The sequence below is a fragment of the Microbacterium sp. 13-71-7 genome, from assembly GCF_002257455.1.
In the GTDB taxonomy this organism is placed as follows: domain Bacteria; phylum Actinomycetota; class Actinomycetes; order Actinomycetales; family Microbacteriaceae; genus Microbacterium.
Genome location: NZ_NCKN01000023.1, coordinates 1 through 20577 on the forward strand (window position 1 = coordinate 1; position 20577 = coordinate 20577).

Consider the following 20577-nt stretch of genomic DNA (forward strand, 5'->3'; position numbering starts at 1 on the left):
GCGCGGTGTCGCGGACCGCGTGCAGCACGGCGTCGGACGCGGGGCCGTCGGCCGTGGGGTACACCACGGCGACCGCCGCCACGATGTCGCCCCGGCCATCGGCCACGGGGGAGGCGAGCGACGACTCGCCGAGCACCGCCTCGTCGACCTCCGCCGCGTAGCCGTGCTCGGCGATCGCGGGCAGCGCCGCGGCGAGCACGGCGGGATCCGTGACCGTGTCGCCCGTGAGGCTCGCCAGGGGATCCGCGAAGACCGCGCGCTGGAAGCCGAGGTCGTGCGCGAGCAGCACCTTGCCCATGGCGGAGGCGTGCGCCGGCAGCGCCGCCCCGGTCTCCAGCATCTGCGGGCTGTCGTCGGGCCGGAGCGTGTGGTGGATCACCAGCACCTCCGCGAAATGCGGGGCGCCGAGCCGCACGGCCATGCCGGTGCGCCGCGCGAGCTCCTGCGTCCAGCGCATCGAGCGCGCCCGCACGTCGAGGGAGTCGAGGTAGACGCTGCTGAGCTTCAGCAGCGTGGGGCCGAGCATGTACCGCTGCCCGCCGCGCTCTTTGGCGACGAGGCCGTGCTCGCGCAGGGAGGACACGATCCCGTGCACGGTCGACGGCGGCAGCTGCAGCGCGGTCGCCAGGTCCGTAATGCCGAGATGACGGGATCCCTGCAGCAGTTCGAGCACCTTCGCGGCGCGATCGATCGCCTGGATCATCGGTGCTGCTCCCTCCTCGACGACAGCGGCGACGGCGGTGCGGATCCGGCTTTCGGATCCCTTGACAATCCGACGGCCTCATCGCATATTCGACATTAACGAAAAGTATTCCGATTCTGGAGTGCTGTCGCCCCCGGCGCAAGAGGCCTCGTCCTCCGTGTCGCGGCACGCCCCGGAAGGCGGACCCCTCGGGATCCCGCGGCCGCGGAGTGCTGGTCGGAAGACAACGGTGCTGGTGGAACTGCAACAAGGAGGTCGCAGGATGAAGAAGCTCATCAACGCCCCGGAGGACGTGCTCGCAGAGTCGCTGCGCGGGCTCGCGCTCGCGCATCCGGAGCTCGACGTCGACATGGCGAACCGCGTGATCCTGCGCCGGGATCGCAAGGCCGAGGGCAAGGTCGCGCTGCTGAGCGGCGGCGGATCCGGTCACGAGCCCCTGCACGGCGGATTCGTCGGGGTGGGAATGCTGGACGCCGCGTGCGCGGGGGAGGTCTTCACCTCGCCCACGCCGGACCAGATGCAGGCCGCGACGAAGGCGATCGACCGCGGCGCGGGGGTGCTGCACATCGTGAAGAACTACACCGGCGACGTCATGAACTTCGAGATGGGCGCCGAGCTCGCCGCCATGGACGGCATCGAGGTGCGCTCGGTCGTGGTGGACGACGACGTCGCCGTGCAGGACTCGCTGTACACGGCGGGCCGCCGCGGCGTCGGCCTCACGGTGCTGCTCGAGAAGATCGTGGGCGCCGCCGCCGAGGAGGGGCAGGACCTCGCCGCCGTCGCCGACCTCGCCGCGCGCGTGAACGGTCAGGGACGGTCCATGGGCATGGCGCTGACCAGCTGCACCGTGCCGGCCGCGGGCAAGCCCACCTTCGATCTGCCGGAGGACCAGATGGAGATCGGCATCGGCATCCACGGGGAGCCGGGGCGTCACCGTGTTCCGCTCGCGCCGGCCAAGGACATCGCGGCGCAGCTCGTCGAGCCGATCCTGGCCGATATGGACTTCACCGGATCCCCGGCGATCGTGATGGTCAACGGCATGGGGGCGTCGCCGCTCATCGAGCTGTACCTCATGTACGGCGAGGTCGCGGCGCTCCTGGAGAAGGCCGGCGTGACGATCGCCCGCAACCTCGTGGGCGACTACATCACGTCGCTGGACATGGCCGGCTGCTCGGTCACGGTGCTCAAGGCCGACGACGAGCTGATCCGGCTGTGGGACGCGCCCGTCGTGACGCCCGGCCTGCGCTGGGGCGCCTGACCCCTGCTGACACCGCTCCCGTCGCAGAAGCTGCCGGAATCCGGATCCGAGAACGGCACCTTTCGCGACGGGAGCATCAGGAACCGACCGAAGGAGAACACCTGCATGTCGAACACGATCCCGCTCGCCGTCCTCGTCGACTGGCTGCACCGCTTCCGCGACGCCGTCGTGACCCAGCGCGACTGGCTCACCGAACTCGACTCCGCGATCGGCGACGCCGACCACGGCGCGAACATGGCGCGCGGCATGACCGCGGCGGTCGAGAAGGTCGAGCAGACCGCGCCGCAGACGGCGGACGAGCTGTTCAAGACCGTCGGCATGACCCTCGTCTCGACGGTGGGCGGCGCGAGCGGCCCCCTGTACGGCACGTTCTTCCTGCGGATCGGGGCGACGCTCGGCGTGGTGACCGACGTCGAGCCGTCGGCGCTCGCCGCGGGCCTGCGGGCGGGGCTGGAGGGCGTCGTCGCGCGCGGCAAGGCCGAGGCGGGCGACAAGACCCTGTTCGACGCGATCGCGCCGGCGATCGACGCGCTGGATGCGGCGCTGGCCGACGGGAAGTCCGCGGCCGAGGCGACGGCGGCCGCCGCGACGGCCGCCGCAGCGGGCCGCGACGCCACGATCGACCTCGTCGCCCGCAAGGGCAGGGCGAGCTACCTCGGGGAGCGGAGCGCGGGGCACCTGGATCCGGGATCCGCCTCGGCGACGCTGCTGTTCGAGACGCTCGCCGCGGCCGTCGCGGGGTGACGGAACGATGAGTGCCGTCGGCATCGTCGCCGTCTCGCACAGCCTGCGCCTGGCCGAGGCCGTGCAGGAGCTCGCCGCGCAGATGGTGCCGGGCGGGACGGTGCCGATCGCGCTCGCCGCGGGGGCGGGGACGGACGCGGACGGCGCGCCCATCCTCGGCACCGATGCGACGCGGGTGGCCGCGGCGATCGATGAGCTCGCCGAGGCCTGCGACGGGGTGCTCGTGCTGATGGACCTCGGATCCGCGGTGATGAGCGCCGAGTTCGCGCTCGAGCTGCGCGCCAGCGCGGTTCCCGTGCGGCTCGCCTCCGCGCCCTTCGTGGAGGGGCTGCTCGCCGCATCCGTGACCGCCGCGCAGGGCGCGTCGCTGGACGCCGTCGCGGCGGAGGCGAACGGCGCGCTGATCGCGAAGTCGGCGCAGCTGGAAGACGAGCCGCAGGCTCCGGCCGGGTCGGGGGGCCCTGAGCTCGACAAGAGCGCGCCGGCGTCTGCGGTCTCGCGGCCGGGGGAGCAGTCGCGCACGGTCCTCGTGCGCAACCCCGCGGGTGTGCACGCGCGTCCGGCCGCACTGATCGCGCAGGCCGCGGCGGGAGCGGAGCTGCGACTGCGGCGACTGCCGGACGGGGATCCGGTCCCCGCATCGAGCATGATGCGACTGCTCGCCTTCGGGGCCCGTCCCGGAGACGAGGTGCAGCTGTCGGGGGATCCGGCCGCCGTGGAGCGCGTGGCGGCCCTGTTCGAGGACGGCTTCGGCGAGATGGACGGAGCACCGCTCGTGTCGGGGTCCTCGAGCGAGGACGCGCGGAGCGCGCCCGAGACGGAACGCGGTGCCCTCGCAAGTGACGACGTCTCGTCTCGCTCCGCTCGCTCAACGACCCCGGCACCCCCAGCGGCGCCCGGATCGACGCTGCGGGGCCTCGGTGTGAGCCCGGGGCGCGCGATCGCCCCGGTCGCGCAGCTCGGCGCGGCGATCGCCGAGCCGTCCGCCGACCGGGTGCAGGACGCCGCCCGCGAGGCCGAGGCGGGGCGCATCGAGCCCGCCGCGGCCGAGGTCGTCGCCGCCCTCCGCGCGACGGCGGCGGGATCCGACGGCGAGGCCGCGCAGATCCTCGAGGCGACCGCGCTGCTGGCCGCCGATCTGGACTTCGCCGCGGGCGCCGCGGCACGGGTGCGCGCAGATGGCGTCTCGGCCGCCCGCGCGGTGTGGGACGAGGCCGCGGATCGGGAGCGCGTCCTGCGCGGCCTGGGCGGGCGCATGGCGGAGCGCGCGGTCGACGTGCGGAGCGTGCGCGATCGCATCGTGGCACGGCTGACCGGGCAGGAGGTTCCCGGGATCCCCGACCGGGCGGATCCGTTCGTCCTCGTCGCGCGGGATCTCGCCCCCGCCGAGACCGCGACGCTGGGCCGCAGCGGATGCGCAGGGCTCGTGACCGAGGAGGGCGGGCCGACCTCGCACACGGCGATCCTGGCCCGCGCCCTGGGCATCCCCGCGGTCGTCGGGGCGGCGGGCGCGGTCGGCATCCCCACGGGGACGACCGTGCTCGTCGACGGCGAGGCCGGGACCGTGCGTCTCGACCCGCCCGCGGAGGAGAGCGTCGCGGCCGCTGACCCTGTCCCCGCGTTCGACGGCACCGGGCTGCTCGCGGACGGCACCGCGATCCCGCTGCTCGCCAACGTCGGCGGCGCCACCGATGCGGTCGCGGCGGCAGAGGTCCACGCGGAGGGCATCGGCCTGTTCCGCACGGAGTTCTGCTTCTTGGACCGTGCCGAGGAACCGACGGTCGCCGAGCAGGTCGCCGCCTACCGCGGCGTCCTCGCGCCGTTCGCCGGGCGCAAGGTCGTCGTGCGCACGCTCGATGCCGGGAGCGACAAGCCGCTTCCGTTCGCGACCGCGGCGGACGAGGAGAATCCGGCGCTCGGGGTGCGCGGGCTGCGGGTGGCCGTGGCGCATCCGGCCCTCCTCGCGCACCAGCTCGCGGCGATCGCCGCGGCAGGCGCGGCGGAGGGCGCGCAGCTCGAGGTGATGGCGCCGATGGTCGCGACGGTCGACGAGGCCCGCGACTTCGCCGCGGCCTGCCGGGCCGCCGGGATCGCGCGGGCGGGCATCATGATCGAGACGCCGGCCGCTGCGCTGATGGCCTCGGAGCTGTTCGCGGTGGTGGACTTCGTGAGCCTCGGCACCAACGACCTCACGCAGTACACGATGGCGGCCGACCGCCTGTCGGCGCCGCTGGGAGCGCTCAACGACCCGTGGCAGCCGGCGGTGCTCCGACTGATCGAGGGCGTGGGGGAGGCGGGGCGCGCCGCGGGCAAGCCGGTGGGCGTGTGCGGCGAGGCGGGCGGCGATCCCGCCCTCGCGCCCGTGCTCGTCGGGCTGGGCGCCACGAGCCTGTCGATGACCGCGCGATCGCTCGCCCGAGTGTCCGCGCGCCTGCGCACGGTGACGGCCGACGACTGCCGTCGAGCCGCCGCCGCCGCACGGGGCGCCACGACGGCCGCCGAGGCCCGCTCCGCCGCGGCCGCCGCTCTCGGCTGACGCTTCGGAACCGGTTTCGAAGCGCACACATGGCGGCGGATCCGGGCGAATGGAGCCTTTTGCGCTTCGAACCGGCTCGGACGCGGTCAGTCGACCGTCAGGACGAAGCCGTCGGGGGCGGGGGTGATCGTGACGTGCGTGAGATCGGCGACGACGGCGTCGGGGGAGTGCGCGGCGGATCCCGCGCCGACCCCGATCACGCGCATCCCCGCGGCGCGGGCGGCCTGGATCCCCGCTCCGGAGTCCTCGAAGACGATGCAGTCCGCCGGATCCGCGCCGAGCCGGGCGGCGCCGAGCAGGAAGCCCTCCGGATCCGGCTTGGAGGCGCTCACGTGCTCCGCGGTGACGGGGCCGGTCGGCACGCCGAGCTCCGCGGCGCCCATGCGGACGCGCATCAGCCGGTCGTCCGCCGAGGTGACGATCGCGTGCGGGAACGGCGCGAGGGCCTGCAGGAACGCGGCGGCTCCCGGCACCTCGACGACGCCGTCGACATCGCCGCTCTCGCGCTCGAGCATGGCGCGGTTCTCGGCGAGGTTCTCCTCGTGCGGGCGGTCCGGCAGCATGATCGCCATGCTCTGATGGCCCTGGCGGCCGTGCACGACGCTCAGCACGAACTCCGGATCGAGCCCGTGGGGCTCGGCCCAGGCCAGCCACAGCCTCTCCACGACGGCGGTCGAGTCGACGAGCGTGCCGTCCATGTCGAGCAGGGCGGCACGGGCGTGGAAGGTCTGGGTCATGCTCTCAGGGTAATGGCGGACTCCGCTCCCGCGTCCCGGAGCGCCCGCCCCGCACGGCCCTAGGCTGGTCGGGACGCGGGACGAGACGAGAGAGGGCGGCGCGATGAGAGCCGAATGGGACCGACTGATCCGGCGCCTGCGGGATGCGCGCGCCTCGGCGACGCTGCACCAGATGCGCGAGACCGACGCGCTGCTCACCGGGGCGGTGGCGTTCGTGCTGGGCTTCCTCGTCTCGCTCCTGATCTTCTGGCACCGCACGCCGTCGATCACGGGGGCGTGGTCGGTCGGCGCGGTCGCCGCGATCGGCGGCGCCGCCGTCGCCGTGCTGAGCTTCACGGCCGGTCGCATCGGTCTGCGCGCGGAGGCGGTCGAGGCGCCGGAGAAGTGGGATCCGAACGCGCCGAACGACGGCTTCGCGATCCCGGGCGAGCGCTTGCGCTGGTACGAGCTGACCGCGATCGCGCTGGCTCATGGCGCCGTCGCGCTGCTCGCGCTGTCCGGGCTCGGCGCCCTGCTCGAGGCGGGCTTCCGGGACGCCCCGGTCTTCGCCTTCCCCGGGGCCGTGCTCGTGGGCGTCGCCCTCGCCCTCACCGGCTACGTCTGCTACCTCAGCGCCATCGCGCTGAGCCCCACCTCGATCTCGCTCATCCTGTCGATCTTCCTCGTGATCGGGGCGCTCACGGCGATGCTCGAGGCGAGCGATCCGCACTGGTGGCGCGACAACCTCTCGGCCCTCGGCATGTCGACCAACGCCTCGTCGCCGGCGTTCAACGGCACCCTCATCGTCGCGGGGGTGATGGTGACCACGATCGCCCGCTACGCGACCGCGGCGCTGCCCGTGCCGGAGCCGAGGGACGAGCGCGGGCGCACGATCGTCCGCGTCGCCCTCATCCTGATCGGGCTCCTCCTGGCCTGCGTCGGGATCTTCCCGGTGGACCGCTTCTTCCTGCTGCACAACACGGTCGCCACGGGCATGGCCGTGTGCTTCGCCGCGGTCGTGATCGGCCTGCCGTGGCTGCTGCGGCGGATCTCGCGCGTGTTCGTGGTGCTGGGCTGGGTCTACGTGCTCGTGATCGCACTGCTCGGGGTGTTCTTCGCGACCGGCTACTACAACCTGACCGCGGTCGAGCTCATCGCCGCCGTGCTGATCTTCAGCTGGATCATCGTGTTCCTGCGCACCGCCGGCGCCGACCACGGGCCGTGGGACGCCGCGCGGCCCGAGCGCGCGGAGTCCGTCGCGCGGCGCTGAGTCGCCGTGCCGGACGGCGCATCAGGAACCCTTCGCCGCACGACATGTCCGGCGCGCTCGGCGACAAGTCGCCGTCTTCGCGCCGGACCACAATGGGAGCATCGACCGTCGTCCGCACACTCGAAGGAGAGACCGATGACCGACACGTCCGCCGCGTCCGCGCTGCTCGACCGCATCCAGGCGCCCGAGGGCTCCGGCCGCGAGATCCCCGATGCCGCCACGCGCGAGATCATCGGCCGCGCTCCGGTGCAGACCGTCGCCGACCTGGACGACGCGATCGCCAGGGCCAAGGCGGCGCAGCCCGCCTGGGAGGCGCTCGGCCACGCGAAGCGGAGCGAGCTGCTGCTCGCGGCGGCCGACGCCATCGACGCGAACGCGGAGGAGCTCGCGCAGCTGCTCTCCCGGGAGCAGGGCAAGCCGCTGAACGGCCCGAACGCGCGGTTCGAGCTGGGCGCGTGCTCGGCGTGGCTGCGCACGAACGCGACGACCGTGCTCGAGCCCGAGGTCCTCGTCGACGACGAGAACCTGCACGCGGAGCTCGTCTACAAGCCCGCGGGCGTGGTCGGCGCGATCGGCCCGTGGAACTGGCCGCTCATGATCACCATCTGGCAGATCGGGCCGTCGCTGCGGATGGGGAACACCGTGGTCGCCAAGCCCAGCGAGTACACGCCGCTGAGCGTGCTCGCGATGCTGTCGGTCATGAACGAGGTGCTGCCCGCCGACGTGCTGATCGGCATCTCCGGCGACCGCGAGGTCGGCGCGCGGATCGCGTCGCACCCCGACATCGACAAGATCATGTTCACCGGATCCACGGCCACCGGCCGCAAGATCATCGAGAGCTCCGCCGGCAACCTCGCGCGGCTCACGCTCGAGCTCGGCGGCAACGACGCCGGCATCGTCCTGCCCGGCACGGATCCGGCCGCGATCGCCGAGGACCTGTTCTGGGGCGCGTTCATCAACACCGGCCAGACCTGCGCGGCGATGAAGCGCCTCTACGTGCACGACTCGCTCTACGACCAGGTCGTCGACGCCCTCGCCGGCATCGCGGCCTCCGTGCCGATCGGAAACGGGCTGGACGAGAACAACGTCCTGGGCCCGCTGCAGAACAGGCAGCAGTTCGACATCGTCTCGCGTCTCGTCGAGGACGCCAAGGCGCGCGGCGCCCGCATCGTGACGGGCGGCGAGGCGGCCCCAGAGCTCGGCGAGCTGTTCTACCGCCCCACGATCGTGGCCGACATCGACAACGACGCCGCGCTCGTGCAGGAGGAGCAGTTCGGGCCGGCGCTGCCGGTCATCCGCTACTCCGACGTGGACGAGGCGTTCGCGCTCGCCAACGCCGTCGACGTGGGTCTCGGCGCCTCGGTGTGGTCGAGCGACCCGGAGGCCGCGCGCGAGGCCGCGACCCGCATGCAGTCCGGCACGGTGTGGATCAACTCGCACGGCGGGCTGCACCCGATGGTGCCGTTCGGCGGGGTGAAGAGCTCGGGCTACGGCCTCGAGTTCGGCGTCGCAGGGCTCAAGTCCGTCGCCGTGCCGCAGGTCGTCTCCGGCCCCGGTCGGAAGGGCTGAGCCGTGGCCCGCTCCGCGATCGTCGTGGGAGCCGGCACCTCGGGGAGCATCGTCACCCGGCGTCTCGTGGACGCCGGGTACGACGTGACGCTCGTCGAGGCCGGCGGATACGACACCAACCCCGCGATCCACGAACCCTCCCGCGCGGGCGAGCTCTGGCACGCCGCCGAGGACTGGGACTACTTCACGGTGCCGCAGGAGCACGCGGCCGGCCGTCGGCTGCACCTGCCGCGCGGCAAGGTCACCGGGGGATCCCATGCCCTGAACGCGATGATCTGGGTGCGCTGCGCGGCCGCCGACTTCGACGGCTGGGAGAGCGCAGGCGCGACCGGCTGGGGCTGGGCGCAGGTGCTGCCCGTCTACGAGGCGATCGAGAACGATCTGCTCCCCGTGACCGACGACTACCCGCTCGTGCCGATCCAGCAGTCGATCATCGACGCCGCGGTCCAGGAGGGGCTGGCGCACAACCCCGACTACAACGGCGGCGCCCTCGACGGCGTCTCGCAGGAGCAGGTCACGATGCGGGACGGCCGGCGGGTGAACACCTGGATGGCCTACGTGCGGCCGGTCGAGGACGCCCCCAACCTGCGGATCGTCACCGACGCCGAGGTGCACTCGGTGATCGTCGACGGCGATGCCGCGGTGGGCGTGCGGCTGAGCGACGGATCCGAGCTCCGCGCCGACGAGGTGATCCTCGCCGCCGGCGCCCTCGGCAGCCCGGCGATCCTGCTGCGCAGCGGCATCGGCCCGCGCGCGGATCTCGAGGCGCTCGGGATCGACGTGGTCCGCGACGTCCCGGCGGTCGGGGCGAACCTGCACGACCATCTGCTGTCCCCTGTGGTCTTCACGACGGAGCGGCCCGTGGGCGCGCCGGAGCCCGGCGTCTCCGTCACGCAGACGCACCTGTTCTGGCGCTCGCGCGAGGATCTCGCCGAGCCCGACACCCAGCCGATCCACTTCTCGGTGCCGATGTGGGGCGAGCTCGAGCCGCGTCCCGGCGCGCACGGGCCCGGCGACGGCTTCTCGCTCATGGCGGGGCTCGTCACGCCGCACAGCCGCGGCTCGCTGCGCCTGTCCGGACCCGGCGCCGAGGATCCGCTGCTCATCGACCTCGCCGCCCTCGAGGACGAGCGCGATGTCGCCGCGCTCGCGGCATCGGTGCGTCAAGCGCGCCGGATCGGCGCGCGGCCGGCGCTCGCCGGGGAGTGGGGTGCGACCGAGGCCTACCCGGGACCGGAGGTGTCGGACGCCGACGTCGAGGACTGGGTGCGTCGCACCGCGATCACGTACCACCACCAGGTCGGCACCTGCCGGATGGGATCGGATCCGGATGCCGTCGTGGATCCGCGCCTGCGCGTGCAGGGCATCGCGGGACTCAGGGTGATCGACGCCTCGGTCATGCCGACGATCACCACGGGCAACACGAACGCCCCCGCCGCCGTGATCGGCGAGCGCGGCGCGCTGTTCGTGCTCGAGGACGCGGACTAGGAGGCCGCGCGGCCCGGCTCGCCGGCGGGCCGGCCGCGCAGCTCCCCGAGCAGGGCCTGCAGCCCCGCCTCGATGCGCTCGTCCCCGGCGACCTCCGGCAGCAGCACCGACACCATCTGCCATCCGGCGTTGCGCGAGGCGACCTCGCCGACCGCCGTGTCGATGTCGATGTGCGCGGCGAGCTCGCCGTCCTCCCGTGCCTCGAGGAGGAAGCGGCGGAACTGGTCCCGCCAGCGCTGGTTGTTCTCGCGGTGGATCTGGGTGACCCTGGTGTCCTGCGAGGCGTGATCCCAGAAGGCGATGACGACGCGGGCGTATTTGGGACCGAGGTCTCCGAAGGGGAGGATCTCGCGGCACATCTGCTCCAGGGCGTCCAGGCCGCGCTTGCCCGCGACCTCGGTCAGTATCCGCCCGTTGGCCTGGACGTGGAGCCGCACGAAGGACGCCGTGAGCAGGCTCTCCTTGGTGGGGAAGTAGCGGGCGATCGCCCCGTGGGTGTAGCCGGCCTCCGCCGCGATCTGGCGCATCGTGAGCCGCTCGAAGCCCTCCCTGGCGATCACCTTGGTGGCCGCATCCGCGATGTGGTCCCGCCGTTCATCGTGGTCAACGATCTTGGGCACGTCAGTCCTCCTCCGATGCTGATGATCCTAGGGGCGGGGGAACCGCGTCCCCTTTCATCTTTCGCGTCCAAGTGGATACGTAAGATTCCGAAACATCTTGACAAGACTAACGCCTTGCTGGATATTTAAGTGACCAAGTGGTGATTAAAGACGATGAAGTCGCACCGCAGCGACGCCTCCGCTCCGAGATCCCATCCCTCGCTCTGACAGGAAGCACACATGCACATCACGCGCGCACTCCGTGTCGCCGCCGCCGTCGTCGCCCTCGGCGCGGCCGCCGCCCTCGCCGGCTGCTCGTCCTCGTCCGGCAGCGCCGAACCGGGCAAGAAGGGCGACCTGACCACGGTCAAGGTCGCCACGATCGGGCTCACCTCCGACGGGAGCCTGCTGACCGGGATGGCGAAGGGGTTCTTCGCCGATGAGGGACTCAGGATCGAGACCTCGATCGTCGCGAACCCGCCCGCCGGCCTCGCCGCCGCGCAGAGCGGCCAGGTCGACATCGCCTACTCGCCGAGCATCCCGCTGCTCAACGCGCTCAGCCAGGGCGTGAAGATGAAGGTCGTCGCCCCGGCCGACGGCTATCCGGACGCGGCGACCAGCGCCTCCGACCCCGCGGCGTACGACGACACCGGCCTGTTCGCGAGCGCGTCCAGCGGCATCACCTCCGTGAAGGAGCTGGCCGGCAAGACGATCGCGATCCCCGCCCGCAAGGCCCAGCTCGAGGTCGTCATCGCCGAGCAGCTCAAGAAGAACGGCATCGACCCCGCGACCGGCGTGAAGTGGGTCGTCCTCGACTTCACCTCGGCCGTCGCCGCGCTGAAGAGCGGCAACGTCGACGCCGCGGGGCTGGTCAGCCCCTTCACCGCGCAGGCGCTCACAGCCGGCAACCCGCAGCTCGCCGCGCCCTCGATCGGCTTCTTCGAGACCGGCGCGACCGGCCTCTGGACGACGGGCGACGCGACCGCGACCTCGAAGAAGGACGTCGTCAGCGCCTTCCAGCGCGCGATCGCGAAGTCCAACGAGTACGCCACCGCGCACCCCGAGGAGGCCATCAAGGCCGGCCTCGCCTACACGAAGTCCACGCTCGCGATCGACCAGGTCAAGGTGCCGGTGTGGCCGGCCGCCGTCACGGCCGAGGACCTGCAGCGGCCCGACGACAAGATGGTGGGTCTCGGGTTCCTGAAGAAGCCGGTCGACCTCACGGGCGTCATCCTCTCGAAGTGACGGCCATGACCCGCTCCCGCATCCTCCCCGCGCTGCTCGGCGCCGCCGGTGCGCTGACCGCACTCGTGGTGTGGCAGCTCGCCGCGACGGTCGGCCCGCTCGCCGGCGCGCCGCTGCCCTCCGCCCTCGAGGCGCTGGGCGCGGCGGGCCGCCTGCTCGGCGCGCCGCAGCTCTGGCAGGCGATGGCGGACACCCTGGTCATGGCCCTCACCGGCCTCATCGTCGCCGCGCTCGTCGGCGTGCTGCTGGGCATCGCGATCGGATCCTCTCCGCTCGCGATGCACGCGACCAGGGTGCCGCTGGAATTCCTCAAGCCGATCCCGCCGATCGTGATCCTCCCTGTCGTGGTGCTCGTGCTCGGCCCCACCTCGGGCATGGGGACCTTCCTCGTCTTCTTCGGCTCGTTCATCGCGATCGCGGTGCAGTCCTCCGCCGGTGTCTTCGACACCGATCCCGTGGCCCGCGCGACGGGCGCCTCCTACGGGATGAGCCGCGCGGAGATCCTCACCCGCATCGTGATCCCGAGCGCGCTGCCCTACATCGGCACCGCGCTGCGGGTCGCCGCCCCCACCTCGCTCGTCATCGCCGTGGTCGCGGGCCTGCTCGGAGGAGGGCCGGGGCTCGGCCAGAGCCTGCTCATGTCGCAGATCTCCGGCAACCAGCCGGAGCTGTTCGGCTACGTGCTGATCCTCGGCGTGCTCGGGCTGCTCATCCAGGGGCTCAGCCAGTGGGCCGAGCGGCGGCTGCTGCACTGGCACCCGCAGTACCGGAAGGCGGAACACGCATGACCCTCACCACGTCCGTGCAGACGAGCGCCCGGCTGCGGCGCGGCCGCCGCGTGAGCGCCTCTCCGCGCTGGCTGCTGATCCTCGTCGAGATCGCGGTCCCGGTCGTCCTCGTCGCGCTGTGGTGGATCGTCTCGGCCGGATCCACCAACACGTTCTTCCCGCCGCTGTCCGCGATCCTCGCGCGTCTCGGCGAGCTGATCGGGACGCCCGCGTTCCTCGGCGACATCGGCATCTCGGTGCTGAACCTCGTCGTGTCCTTCCTCATCGCGACCGTCGTCGGCGTGCTGCTGGGCTGCGCGCTCGGGCTGATCGCGCCGCTCAGCTGGTTCGTCGAGCCGACGATCCACTTCTTCCGGGCGATCCCGCCGGTCGCGCTCGTGCCGATCTTCGTGTCGCTCTTCGGGTTCGGCAACGGCACCCGCATCCTGTCGATCTCGCTCGCCGCGCTCTTCCCGATCCTCATCTCGACGATCGACGGGGTGCGCGCGGGGGAGCCCACGCTGCAGATGGTGGGGCGGGTCTACCGGCTCACCCGTGCGGAGCGGCTGTTCCAGGTGACGCTGCCCGCCGCGAGCCCGAGGATCCTCTCCGGCATGCAGGTGAGCCTCATCACCGCGTTCGTCGTGATGATCGCGAGCGAGATGCTCGGGTCCTCCTCGGGCCTGGGAGCGGCGACGCTCCTCGCGCAGCAGTCGTTCGCGATCGCCGACATGTGGGCGGGCATCATCGTCCTCGGTGTGCTCGGCTACCTGTCCACCGCCCTGTTCGTCCTGTTCCGCCGCGCCGTCCTGCGCTGGTACATCGCCTCACAACAACTGGAGAAGAGCGAATGAGCATCACCGCCGGCCCCCGCCTCAGCGTCCAGGGCCTCGCCAAGACCTACCGCACCAAGAGCGGTGACGTCCCGGTCATCGCCGATCTCACCTTCGACGTGCAGGCGGGGGAGGTGGCCTGCATCGTCGGCCCCTCCGGCATCGGCAAGACCACGCTGCTGAAGTGCCTCACCGGCCTGCAGCCGATCACGTCGGGCTCGGCCCGCATCGACGGCGTCGAGATCGACGGTCCTCCCGAGGAGATGGCGCTCGTGTTCCAGGAGTACACGCGCTCGCTCATGCCGTGGCTCACGGTCGAGAAGAACGTGCGGCTGCCGCTCCGGCACCTCCGGCTGAGCGCGGCGGAGCGGGAGGAGCGCATCACGTCGGCGCTCGCCGCGGTCGGGCTCGCCGGCGCGGGGGCGAAGTACCCGTGGCAGCTCTCCGGCGGCATGCAGCAGCGGGTCGCGATCGCCCGGGCGATCGCCTATCGGCCCGAGGTGCTCGTGATGGACGAGCCGTTCGCCTCGGTCGACGCGCAGACCCGGTTCGAGCTCGAGGACCTCTGCCTGCGGATCCGCGAGCAGTTCGGCATGACGATCCTGCTCGTGACGCACGACATCGACGAGGCCGTGTACCTCTCCGACCGGGTCATCGTGCTCGGGGAGCGGCCGGCCAGGGTGACCGAGATCATCGAGATCGACTTCGGCGGACCCCGTGACCAGCTGGAGACCCGCGCCACCGCGGAGTTCGCCGAGCTTCGCACCCGCATCTTCGGGCTCATCCGGAAGGCGGGCTGAATGGACCCCACTGCTCGCGGCTACGAGGGCTTCCCCGGACGCGTCGGCGAGTTCACCTCCGAGTCTGATGCGGCCTGGCGCGTCCGGCCGGCCGCTCCGGAGGGAGCGCCCAACATCGTCGTCATGCTCGTCGACGACCTCGGCTTCAGCGACCTCGGACCGTTCGGCGGAGAGATCCGGACGCCGTTCATCGACGGGCTCGCGGCCGACGGCTGGCTGTTCACGAACTACCGCACGGCGCCCATGTGCTCCCCGTCGCGCGCCGCGCTGCTGACCGGGCTGAATCCGCACCGGGCCGGGTTCGGCTTCGTCGCCCACATCGACCCGGGCTACCCGGGGTTCGCCTGCGAGCTGCCCGCCGCGGCGCCCACGCTCGCGGAGTCGCTGCGGGCCGGGGGATACGCGACCTTCATGGTTGGCAAGTGGCACCTGACGCTCGAGTCGCGGCTGCACGACGGGGCCGACCGCTCGTCGTGGCCGCTGCAGCGCGGGTTCGACCGCTACTTCGGCTCGATGGACGGCTTCACCTCGCTGCATCACCCGCACCGCCTCGTCCAGGACAACTCCGTGCTCGACGTCGCCGAGTTCCCGGACGGCTTCTTCCTGACCGACGAGCTGACGGACCGCGCCATCGGGATGATCGACGAGCTCCGCGTGAACGAGCGCCGCAAGCCCTTCTTCCTCTACTACGCGCACACCTCGGTGCACGGCCCGATCCAGGCCAAGGAGGAGGACATCGAGCGCTATCGCGGCCACTACGAGCGCGGCTGGAACGCGCTGCGCGAGGAGCGCTTCGCCCGACAGCGCGCCCGCGGCATCGTCCCCGCGCACGCGGAACTGCCGGCGGACGCGCTCGCGGACGGCGACCGGATCCCGCACTGGGACGACCTCGGCCCCGATGAGCGGGCGCTCTTCGCCCGCCACATGGAGGTCTACGCCGCCGCGGTCGACGAGATCGATCAGAGCGTGGGGCGCCTGCTCGCGCGACTCGACGAACTCGGGGAGCGGGAGAACACGATCATCGTGATCGCGAGCGACAACGGCGGCACGGCCGAAGGCGGACCGACGGGCACGCGCAGCTACTTCTCGCAGTTCGGGCTGCACGGCGCCGTCCCCGACGGGTGGGTCAGCGATGTGCCCCGCGCGCTGTCCGAGATCGGCGGGCCGCGGCTGTACGGGCAGTATCCGACGGGCTGGGCGCGGGTGTCCAACACGCCGTTCCGGTCGTTCAAGTCGAGCACCTACGAGGGAGGGGTGCACGCGCCGCTCGTGATCTCCTGGCCTGCGGGCGCCGCGGCGCCGGGGCTCAGGGACCAGTTCGTCTTCGTGTCGGATCTCGCCCCGACGCTGCTCGAGCTCGCCGGGGTCGCCCGCCCCGAGGAGTGGAACGGGGCGGCAGCGCCCGAGGTCGACGGCGACAGCATCGCCGAGATCCTCGCGGATCCATCCGCCCCGGGGCGGGAGCAGCAGTACTTCGAGTGCGTCGGACGGCGCGCATTCGTGGACGGGGAGTGGAAGGCGGTCTCGCCGATCCCGCCGACGCGCGCGCAGGGCGCCGCCGGGGGCGCCTGGGAGCTCTACCACCTGCCGAGCGATCCGACCGAGACGCGCGATCGCGCGGAGCGTGAGCCGGAACGGGTGCGGGCGCTCGCCGAGCGGTGGCGCGAGGAGGCGTGGCGCAACACCGTGTTCCCGCTCGATGACGACGGCACGTTGCACTCGGTGCGGCCTGGCACCGAGGCGCCGCTCTCGGAGCCGGTCGAACTCGTCCCGTTCCGGCCTCCGCTGGAGCGCTTCCGCTCCGCGCGGCTCACCGTGCTGCGCTCCTTCGAGGTGCACGCCGAGCTGGACCTCGAGGCCGGCGCGGCGGGCGTGCTCCTCGCGCACGGCGATCAGGGCGGGGGATACCTGCTCGCGCTGGACGGGGAGCGGCTCCTGCTCTCGTACAACGCCTACGGGGCGATGCGCCGGGCGCGCGCGAGCGCGCCGGGACCGGGGCGGCATCGCGTCGACCTCCGGGTGCGGGCCGATCTCGGACTGCGCTGGAGTCTCGCGGTCGACGTGGACGGCGTGGAGCGGATCCGCCTGGACGACGTGCCGATGCTCGTCGGCATGGCGCCCTTCACCGGCATCAGCGTGGGCTACGACTACGGCGGCCCGGTGGACTGGGAGCTCTACGAGCGCCATCGCTCCTACCGCTTCCGCGGCGGCCGGATCTTCTCCCTGCGCTATGCGCCCGGGGAGCGGTCGCCCGAGGACGCGACCGTGCTCCGCGCGATCGAGCAGGAGATGCGCGACCTCGTGGACTGAACGCCTGATCCGTCGACGCCTCCTCTGCGGATCGACGCCCCCTCGCAGTGACGTACGTGCGAGGGGGCCCGGACGCTGCGAGGGGGCATCGACACGGTCATGACGCTGCGAGGGGCGTCGGCGGATCGCGTCTGCGAGGGGGCGTCGGCGGGGTCAGGACGGTGCGAGGAGGTTCGCGCTGTAGGGGACGCGCAGGGTGTCGGCGAACCGCTCGAACAGGGCGGGGTCGCCGTCGAGCTCGACCGCGCCGGTCGCGACCGCGTCCTCGGCGCTCAGGGTTCCGGCGAGCACATCGCGGATCCCCGGTCCTGCGGTGATCTCGAGGTCGGCGTGCTCGATGAAGCCGGGATCGGCCGTGATGGCGCCGTCCCGCATCACGACGTGCGTCTCGACCTCGCCGACCCGCACGTTGTAGGTCGTGTCCCAGTCCGCGGGCACGACCGTGTCGCCCGCCGCGACCCGGAGCGCGGCGGTGATCGAGGAGGTCGTCACGATCTCCCCCTCGCGCGGCGTGCGCATTCCGCCCGCCCCCCATCGCGACAGGGCGTCCAGCGCCGGCCCGAGCTCCTCGCCACGGGCGGTGAGCCGGTACACGACCGAGCGCTCGGCGCCGTTCGGCGCGGTGCGCGCGACGATCCCCTCGTCCTCGAGCTCCTTCAGTCGCGTCGCGAGCGTGTTCGTGGGAATGCCGGGGAGGCCGGCGACGAGATCCGAGTAGCGCCGCGGTCCCACGCTGAGGTCGCGCAGGATCAGCAGCGTCCAGCGCTGCCCGACGATCTCCGCGGCGCGGGCGAGGCCGCAGAACTGACCGTAGTGCTGGTTCGTCATGAAAATCAGAATAGCACTTGACTTCATTATTTGCAGTGTGCTGTATTTTGTGCAGTAACCCGGATTCGGGCTCATCAGCGAGAAGGAGAAGGACATGACCGCCACCATCGCTCCGGCCGAGATCGACGCCTCGCCGCACCAGGACGCCGGAGTCGCCGCACGCAACCGCACCGTCCTGAGGCTGCTCCTCGCCGCGGTCTTCGTCGTGTTCCTGAACGAGACGATGATGGCGGTCGCGCTGCCGCGGATCCAGGAGTCGCTGCACATCGACGCGACGCGCGGGCAGTGGCTGACCACGGCGTTCGCGCTCACGATGGCGGTGGTGATCCCCACCACCGGCTGGCTCATGCAGCGGCTGCGCACCCGCACCGTCTTCACCGTCGCGATGTCGAGCTTCGTGGTCGGCACCGTCATCGCCGCGCTGTCCCCGGTCTTCGAGATGCTCGTGGTGGGCCGCGTCGTGCAGGCCATGGGCACCGCGGTGATGATGCCGCTCATGATGACGACCGTGATGACGGTCGTCCCCGCCGAGGAGCGCGGCCGGGTCATGGGTCGCGTCTCGATCGTCATGTCCGTCGCACCCGCGGTCGGCCCCATCGTCTCCGGGGCGCTCATCCAGGTGCTGCCATGGCAGGGGCTCTTCTGGGTGATGCTGCCGATCGCACTCGCGATGCTCGCCATCGGGATCCGCCGGGTGCCGAACGTCTCGGAGACGCGGGCCGTCCCGCTCGACGCGCTGTCGGTGGTCCTCGCGGCGCTCGCGTTCTCCGCACTCGTCTTCGGCCTCAGCCAGATCGGCGCGAGCGCCGTCGGACAGGCCGCGATGCAGCCCTGGATCCCGATCGTCCTCGGGCTGGCCGGGCTCGGGCTGTTCGTGTGGCGCCAGCTCGTGCTGCAGCGCACGGATTCGGCGCTGCTCGACCTGCGGACGTTCCTCTCGCGGGACTTCGCGGTGGCGGTCGCGATGATGACCGCCGGCATGGTGTCGCTGTTCGGCGCCTTCATCGTGCTTCCGCAGTTCGCGCGCTACACGCTCGGCCTCGACCCGCTCTGGGTGGGTGCGATCCTGCTGCCCGGCGGCCTGCTGATGGGCCTCGCCGGCCCCACGGTCGGGCGCCTGTACGACCGCTTCGGTCCGCGACCGCTGGTCATCCCCGGCTCGATCGGGCTGGCGGTGTCCCTCTGGACCCTCGCCTTCGGGCTCGGCGAGCACTCCTCGTGGCTCGTGCTGCTGGGCGCGCACATCGTGCTGATGCTGTCCCTCGCGTTCCTCTTCACCCCGGCGTTCAGCGCGTCGCTCGGCTCGCTCGCGCCCCAGCTGTACTCGCACGGCAGCGCGACGATCGCGACGCTGCAGCAGGTGGCGGGGGCCGCGGGCACCGCGATCTTCGTGGCCCTGTACGCGACGGGCGTGACGGCGACCGGATCCGCGGATCCCGACCTGCCGTCGCCGGCCGCCGCAGCGGCGGGCTCGCACCTCGCCTTCCTGGCCGGCGCGATCCTCTCGCTCGTGGTGATCGCCCTCGCGCTCTGCGTACGTCGCCCCGCCGCGGTCGACGCGGGTGCGGCAGATGCGGCAGCGGCGGAGATCGCCGTGGCGGACGCAGCCGCCTGATCCGCCGACGCCCCCTCTGAGCGTCCGCGCCCCCTCGCAGGAACGTTCCTGCGAGGGGGCGCGGATGCTGCGAGGGGGTCTCGGCGGAAGGGGTCGGGGCCGGCTCAGTCGTCGAGCAGCGCTGCGGCGAACATCGGCCGGGCGGCGTCGGCGCTCGGCGGGTGGAACAGGCCGGCGGTCGCATCGCGGTAGAGCCGGCTCAGTTCGTGCCCGTTGTCGAAGCCGCCTCCGCTCGTGCACATGAGCGCGGCCTCCGCGGCGCGGCGTGCGGCGGTCGAGGCGTTGAGACGAGCGCTGACGAGGAGCAGCGGCCAGCGCGCGCCGTGGTCGAGCTGCTCGTCGAAGTCGCGGCAGTAGGCCTCGAGCTGCGCCGGCACCGCCAGGTAGTCGAGGTGCGCATCGGCGAGCCTGGTGCGAGACTCCGGGACCTCGGCGTAGCTCGCTCCGGCCTTCGCGGAGCGGCGCGACTTCAGCCCGGCCGCGCCCAGGTCGAGCGCGCGCCGGGCGACGCCGGCGTAGACGGATCCGATCAGCAGCTGGAAGTTGCTCGTGATCGCGAAGGTGAGGAGATCCGGAACCCGGCCCACGGCGATGCGGCGGTTCACGCGCTCCGGCGCCATGCGCACGTCCTTCAGGATCGTCGCGCGGCTCTGCGAGGCCCGCATGCCCATCACATCCCAGGAATCGGAGACGGTGATGCCCTCAGCGCCCCGCTCGAGGAAGCCGTACACGAGCATCGGGTTCTCCGCATCGGCGTCGTCGCGGCCGTGCGTGATGAGACGGGTCCAGACGGGGGCGAGCGAGGTGAAGATCTTGACCCCGCTGAGCAGGTAGCCGCCGTCGGCCTGCGCGACGGCGGCGGTCTTCGAGTCCTGCATGACCCAGTCGTTGGAGGGCTCGCTGATCCCGAAGGCGAAGATCTCGCCGGCCATCGCCTCGGCGAACACCTCGTCGAGGGAGTGGTCGCCGCGGTCGGCGAGGGCCTTCGCGACGCCCGTGCACATGAGGTGCATGTTGACCGCGAGAGCCGTCGCCGGGGCCGCGGTCGCGAGGCGCTGCTGCAGGTGCGAGACCTCGTCGAGGCTCAGTCCTGGACCGCCGTGCGCCTCGGGGACGAACAGCAGCAGGTACCCGCGTTCGGCGAGCTCGGCGAGATCCTCGTCGAAGAACCGGTTCTCCCGGTCGTACACGGCCGCGCGCTCGCGGAACCGCGTGAGCAGCTCCTCCGGCAGATAGCGCTCGGCGAGCTCGGCGTGGCGGGTGAGACGGTCGGTCATCGTGCCTCCTGGGATGAGT

General features: G+C 72.2%; 17 protein-coding genes. 12 read left to right on the forward strand and 5 right to left on the reverse strand.

What is annotated here, in order from left to right; translation table 11 throughout:
• The coding region (locus tag B7X32_RS03875; protein ID WP_292716313.1) for an IclR family transcriptional regulator at nt 1-703 on the reverse strand (703 nt) is incomplete at its 3' end.
• Between the two features lie 262 nt (nt 704-965).
• On the opposite strand from B7X32_RS03875, the gene dhaK reads away from it, so the two are divergent.
• The 3 genes from dhaK (at nt 966) to ptsP (ending at nt 5241) form a co-directional block, all read left to right on the forward strand.
• Complete coding sequence (gene dhaK, locus B7X32_RS03880) at nt 966-1961, forward strand: dihydroxyacetone kinase subunit DhaK (RefSeq protein ID WP_292716316.1); 996 nt, start codon at nt 966-968, stop codon at nt 1959-1961.
• 105 nt (nt 1962-2066) lie between these two features.
• Entirely contained in the window at nt 2067-2705 is a 639-nt protein-coding gene (gene dhaL / locus B7X32_RS03885) for a dihydroxyacetone kinase subunit DhaL (RefSeq protein WP_292716319.1), read from the forward strand.
• A gap of 7 nt (nt 2706-2712) precedes the next feature.
• Nucleotides 2713-5241 carry a phosphoenolpyruvate--protein phosphotransferase gene (gene ptsP, locus B7X32_RS03890; RefSeq protein WP_292716322.1) on the forward strand — a complete coding sequence of 843 codons (2529 nt, stop codon included), beginning with the start codon at nt 2713-2715 and terminating at the stop codon, nt 5239-5241.
• 86 nt (nt 5242-5327) lie between these two features.
• Here ptsP and B7X32_RS03895 read toward each other — a convergent pair whose 3' ends face one another.
• Entirely contained in the window at nt 5328-5978 is a 651-nt protein-coding gene (locus B7X32_RS03895) for an HAD-IA family hydrolase (RefSeq protein WP_292716325.1), read from the reverse strand.
• A 103-nt stretch (nt 5979-6081) separates the two neighbouring features.
• Between B7X32_RS03895 and B7X32_RS03900 the strand changes: the two genes are divergently transcribed.
• The 3 genes from B7X32_RS03900 (at nt 6082) to B7X32_RS03910 (ending at nt 10284) form a co-directional block, all read left to right on the forward strand.
• Nucleotides 6082-7227 (forward strand): DUF998 domain-containing protein, encoded by a 1146-nt coding sequence (locus B7X32_RS03900; protein WP_292716328.1) that lies wholly within the window; start codon nt 6082-6084, stop codon nt 7225-7227.
• A 135-nt stretch (nt 7228-7362) separates the two neighbouring features.
• A complete protein-coding gene (locus B7X32_RS03905) occupies nt 7363-8796 on the forward strand; it encodes an aldehyde dehydrogenase family protein (protein ID WP_292716331.1) in 1434 nt (477 codons plus the stop codon).
• A 3-nt stretch (nt 8797-8799) separates the two neighbouring features.
• Nucleotides 8800-10284: an FAD-dependent oxidoreductase gene (locus B7X32_RS03910; protein ID WP_292716334.1), complete on the forward strand. Its 1485-nt coding sequence runs from the start codon at nt 8800-8802 to the stop codon at nt 10282-10284.
• On the opposite strand, the gene B7X32_RS03915 is transcribed toward B7X32_RS03910, so the two are convergent.
• Complete coding sequence (locus B7X32_RS03915; RefSeq protein ID WP_292716336.1) at nt 10281-10904, reverse strand: TetR/AcrR family transcriptional regulator; 624 nt, start codon at nt 10902-10904, stop codon at nt 10281-10283. The genes B7X32_RS03910 and B7X32_RS03915 overlap by 4 nt on opposite strands.
• 219 nt (nt 10905-11123) lie before the next feature.
• Between B7X32_RS03915 and B7X32_RS03920 the strand changes: the two genes are divergently transcribed.
• From B7X32_RS03920 to B7X32_RS03940, 5 genes are read left to right on the forward strand one after another with little or no spacing between them, the layout of a single operon-like run.
• Entirely contained in the window at nt 11124-12128 is a 1005-nt protein-coding gene (locus B7X32_RS03920; protein ID WP_292716339.1) for an ABC transporter substrate-binding protein, read from the forward strand.
• 5 nt (nt 12129-12133) lie between these two features.
• Entirely contained in the window at nt 12134-12916 is a 783-nt protein-coding gene (locus tag B7X32_RS03925; RefSeq protein WP_292716380.1) for an ABC transporter permease subunit, read from the forward strand.
• Entirely contained in the window at nt 12913-13749 is an 837-nt protein-coding gene (locus B7X32_RS03930; RefSeq protein WP_292716342.1) for an ABC transporter permease, read from the forward strand. Before B7X32_RS03925 ends, B7X32_RS03930 begins: the two co-directional genes overlap by 4 nt.
• The gene (locus B7X32_RS03935; RefSeq protein ID WP_292716346.1) at nt 13746-14528 is read left to right on the forward strand and encodes an ABC transporter ATP-binding protein; all 783 of its coding nucleotides are present in this window, start codon (nt 13746-13748) and stop codon (nt 14526-14528) included. The genes B7X32_RS03930 and B7X32_RS03935 overlap by 4 nt, the downstream gene beginning before the upstream one ends.
• Entirely contained in the window at nt 14529-16838 is a 2310-nt protein-coding gene (locus tag B7X32_RS03940; RefSeq protein WP_292716348.1) for an arylsulfatase, read from the forward strand.
• 153 nt (nt 16839-16991) lie between these two features.
• Here B7X32_RS03940 and B7X32_RS03945 read toward each other — a convergent pair whose 3' ends face one another.
• Nucleotides 16992-17666 (reverse strand): helix-turn-helix domain-containing protein, encoded by a 675-nt coding sequence (locus B7X32_RS03945; protein WP_292716351.1) that lies wholly within the window; start codon nt 17664-17666, stop codon nt 16992-16994.
• A 94-nt stretch (nt 17667-17760) separates the two neighbouring features.
• On the opposite strand from B7X32_RS03945, the gene B7X32_RS03950 reads away from it, so the two are divergent.
• Complete coding sequence (locus B7X32_RS03950) at nt 17761-19281, forward strand: DHA2 family efflux MFS transporter permease subunit (RefSeq protein ID WP_292716354.1); 1521 nt, start codon at nt 17761-17763, stop codon at nt 19279-19281.
• Between the two features lie 104 nt (nt 19282-19385).
• On the opposite strand, the gene B7X32_RS03955 is transcribed toward B7X32_RS03950, so the two are convergent.
• Nucleotides 19386-20558, reverse strand: a complete 1173-nt coding sequence (locus B7X32_RS03955) for an acyl-CoA dehydrogenase family protein (RefSeq protein WP_292716357.1) — start codon at nt 20556-20558, stop codon at nt 19386-19388.
• Nucleotides 20559-20577: the final 19 nt, after the last annotated feature.